The sequence below is a fragment of the Methylomonas sp. MgM2 genome, from assembly GCF_054172045.1.
Map to the genome: position 1 here is coordinate 1 of NZ_JBSYXO010000078.1, position 3,213 is coordinate 3,213.

Annotated in this window: 4 protein-coding genes; all 4 read left to right on the forward strand. The window is 39.7% G+C overall.

The genetic code is table 11. The annotated features are described in order from the left end of the window. Window positions 1-784: hypothetical protein (locus ACW73I_RS22855; protein ID WP_458031817.1), on the forward strand; the 784-nt coding region annotated here is incomplete at its 5' end. 114 nt (window positions 785-898) lie between these two features. Beyond that, window positions 899-1,525 carry a hypothetical protein gene (locus ACW73I_RS22860; RefSeq protein WP_458031818.1) on the forward strand — a complete coding sequence of 209 codons (627 nt, stop codon included), beginning with the start codon at window positions 899-901 and terminating at the stop codon, window positions 1,523-1,525. Between the two features lie 44 nt (window positions 1,526-1,569). Further along, window positions 1,570-1,938, forward strand: coding sequence for a hypothetical protein (locus ACW73I_RS22865; RefSeq protein WP_458031819.1), 369 nt, complete (start codon window positions 1,570-1,572; stop codon window positions 1,936-1,938). Window positions 1,939-2,175: 237 nt separating this feature from the next. Next, window positions 2,176-2,913, forward strand: coding sequence for a hypothetical protein (locus tag ACW73I_RS22870; RefSeq protein WP_458031820.1), 738 nt, complete (start codon window positions 2,176-2,178; stop codon window positions 2,911-2,913). The last annotated feature ends 300 nt before the right edge of the window (window positions 2,914-3,213 follow it).

Genomic DNA, 3,213 nt, shown 5'->3' on the forward strand with positions numbered 1-3,213 from the left:
ACCGCCCGGCGCTACGGCTTCCAGGGACTACTCAACCTTCACTCGCTGGCGCTTCGTTTCCAAGGTTTCGCAGCGAAGGAAACATAAGTTGAACGAGCTTTTAGAATATTTAAATCATCATTCAGATGCGCTAATTGTAATATTCACCGCAGTAGTGACTATTTCGACAGTAGTCTATGCAATATTGACCGCATTACTTGTTTCAGAAACAAGGAAAATGAGAGAGGTGCAAACTGAGCCAAAAATCCATATTACAATAGAAAGCTTTGAGTTTGCTATAAACATTATCCGACTAAACATTCAAAACATTGGGCTCGGCCCTGCTCGGAATTTGCAATTTAAGCCCTCTGTAATATCAGGCGGGAAGTCAGCAGAAGATTTACTTAGTGAATTTACCGCTTCGAATTTCTTTTCTATAGGTCTTCGCCACTTTGGCCCTGGACAAAACATCTATTCGGCCTTTAGTCAAACAACTCAAAATTTTGAAGGCAAGTCGAATGCAATACTTTCATTTAAACTCAGTTATGAAAGCGCGTCTGGAAAAAAATATAAAGATGAAATAATTCTCGACATGTCTGAATTAAAAGGGCGTTATCAATTAGGAACCCCTAGCCTTTATTCAATCGCAAAAAGTCTTGAAAAAATACAGAAAGATGTGGGTCATCTTGTTAATGGCTTTAAACACCTTAAAGCTGACATATACACAAGCGAAGACAGATTGAAAGAAAGAGAAGAAAGAGAGAAATTTTATGACGAGCAAGCTCAAAAAAATAAAAACTCATAACCAGCGGGTCAACTTGACTGCCAAAAGCTTCGCTCCTATCGTCGCAAAGCTTTTGGCAGTCAAGTTATCCTTGTCGTTAGGCATTGTCTCTCAAGCTGTGGATTAAAAAATATCATGTGTTTGGAAATAACAGAAACCAAGGATTTTGCTTTAACCATAGCGGCCTTTAGCTCCATATATGTCGGAGTTTCTGGGTTAAGTGCATGGAAACGCCAGCTTAGAGGCAATACTGAGTATACTGTTGCAAAAAATGCACTTACTGCTCTTTATGAGCTTCGAGAGGCAATTGAACTTGCTCGTGATCGATTTCAATATTGCAGCCCAGACTTACCCTTGCAAGAATGGGAAAAGCTTGATGACCAGAAGAAACAATTACTTCAGATGTTTGAAAACTATAAACAACGCAGGGAAAAGATTGCAAATGCTGAGCAGAAGTTTAAAGCGTGCTTGATTGAAATGGAAGCTGTTTGGGGGCGTGAACCATTGGAAAAAATTAAACCGCTATCTGATTTAATCAAGGATTTATATTTTTCCATTAGCGAACATTATCTTTATATGTTTAAGCAAACATTCAATCGTGCAAGCTATAACGAAGATGAATTCAAAGAAATGAAAATTCACGAAAAAACTGCATTTAAGAGCTTTCGTGGGGATAGTGATGAATATATGGACAAGCTTGAAAGTGCTATTTCTAATATTGAAAACATATTGAAGCCAACTATTCAAGAATATCATGTATGAAAACCTTTGGCCTACCTCTGGCGTAAGCAAATTTAGGAAAAATCATGAAAACACTTCTTTTGGTGCTAGCAGTTTTAGCTTTTATTTCGGGGCTTGGAATTTTAGGGGTTGCAAAAAGCGCAATTCATGAAATAGAGGCGTATGTACTATATATTGTGAGTGCCGTGCTTTTTTCAGGTTCAGCTATTGTCGGAGCCATAAACCGTCTAACTAACAAGCTCGAAAAAGCATCAATGATAGTAAATGCAAAGCCGTCTCCGGAAATATTATCAACGGAAGAATCCCCAAAACCCTCTTTAGAAATATCAGAATGCGACGTACCTTTTGAAAGGGACGCGGATTCTATCAAAGTAAGCCAAAAAGTTGATTATACGGATAAGTTTGCTGAAAAATGGAAATCAGGGAAAAACTAATATGGGAAGAGAATGGGATTTTGTCTTGCATTCGCACATTATGCCTGACATGGCACTCAAGCCGAACCGCTTCCGTTACACTCCAGCGGTCGGCTTAGCTTTACGATAGGTTACTACAAGGCAGTAGGTCGGATTAGTGAAACGTAATCGGACGAATTTAAACTTCCATTCCTCAGAATGTGCTTCGCTTTCGGAGCTACGCTGGCTGGTTTTGTAATAGACCCCAAGGTTGTTTTAATGGATAGAATCTTTATATACTTTTTAATGATGATGTGCATTACTGGCTGTACTCAAAAAAGCAAGCCTGTAACGCCGACTCTATTTAGTAACGATCAACTTGAAAAGGAGCGTAAGTTAAGAAACGCTGACTTAGAAAGGGCAAGAGCGTTTGAAGTTGAAGAAAACAAGTTTCTTGCTGCTTCATATGGTATCAATTTAGTTAATGTGGATGTTTCTACAAAGGAAAGTGGTGAAATAGCCAATAATATGTTTAAAACAAAGGAAGTTGATTTTTCATGGGAGCCAAACTCGAATACTTTTGTTTTTAAATTAAAAAACAAATCTGATAAAACAGTCAAGATCGTTTGGGATAGCGTTGTATTTATAGATTCCTTTGACGAGAGTCATAAAGTTATTCATTCTGGTGTAAGGCTTGTTGATAGAAACAGCTCCCAACCACCAACGGTTATTGTGAAAGGGAGTCATGTGAATGATACATTGCAGCCAGCAGACTATATTAATTGGGTTAGCAGTTATTCATCTGTTCCAGGACGCTGGGATGAACAATCAATACTCCCCACTACAATTTATGGCGGAAATGCTGACAGAACCGCTTTTCGGGAAATAATCACAGCTCAGGTTGGTAAAAAATTAAAAGTAATGATGACGTTAGATTTTTCAGGAGTATTGAAAGAATATTTGTTTGAATTTGAAGTTAAGAAGGCTGAAGCAATGGGGCCTCGTAATAGCCCTTAGGATACGTTAAACGCAGTGAACCGCATCGTTCGCGACCGGTGCGATTCGAAAACTCACCACAACCTACGTCTGCTTTCGGTTGGATATTTACCATTGGCAGCTTTGTTTCGTATAACCGCTTTTGGCCGTTATGTAGTGAAACTTAAGGTCTGCTATGTGGCGCAAGGTGGTCGGGTGTCATCACGCACAATGATAATGCAGCAGGAAACGCATAGACCTGTTCAACCGGAGAGTGTCGGCTTCCGGCGGGAAAGATTGCTAGCCATCCCTGGCTAGCAATCGCGCCTACACCGCCACGTG

What these genes read in the sequence shown, in the direction of transcription:
- ACW73I_RS22860 (WP_458031818.1), top strand. Translation starts at nt 899, where the DNA reads ATGTGTTTGGAAATAACAGAAACCAAGGATTTTGCTTTAACCATAGCG.
- ACW73I_RS22865 (WP_458031819.1), top strand. Translation starts at nt 1,570, where the DNA reads ATGAAAACACTTCTTTTGGTGCTAGCAGTTTTAGCTTTTATTTCGGGG.
- ACW73I_RS22870 (WP_458031820.1), top strand. Translation starts at nt 2,176, where the DNA reads ATGGATAGAATCTTTATATACTTTTTAATGATGATGTGCATTACTGGC.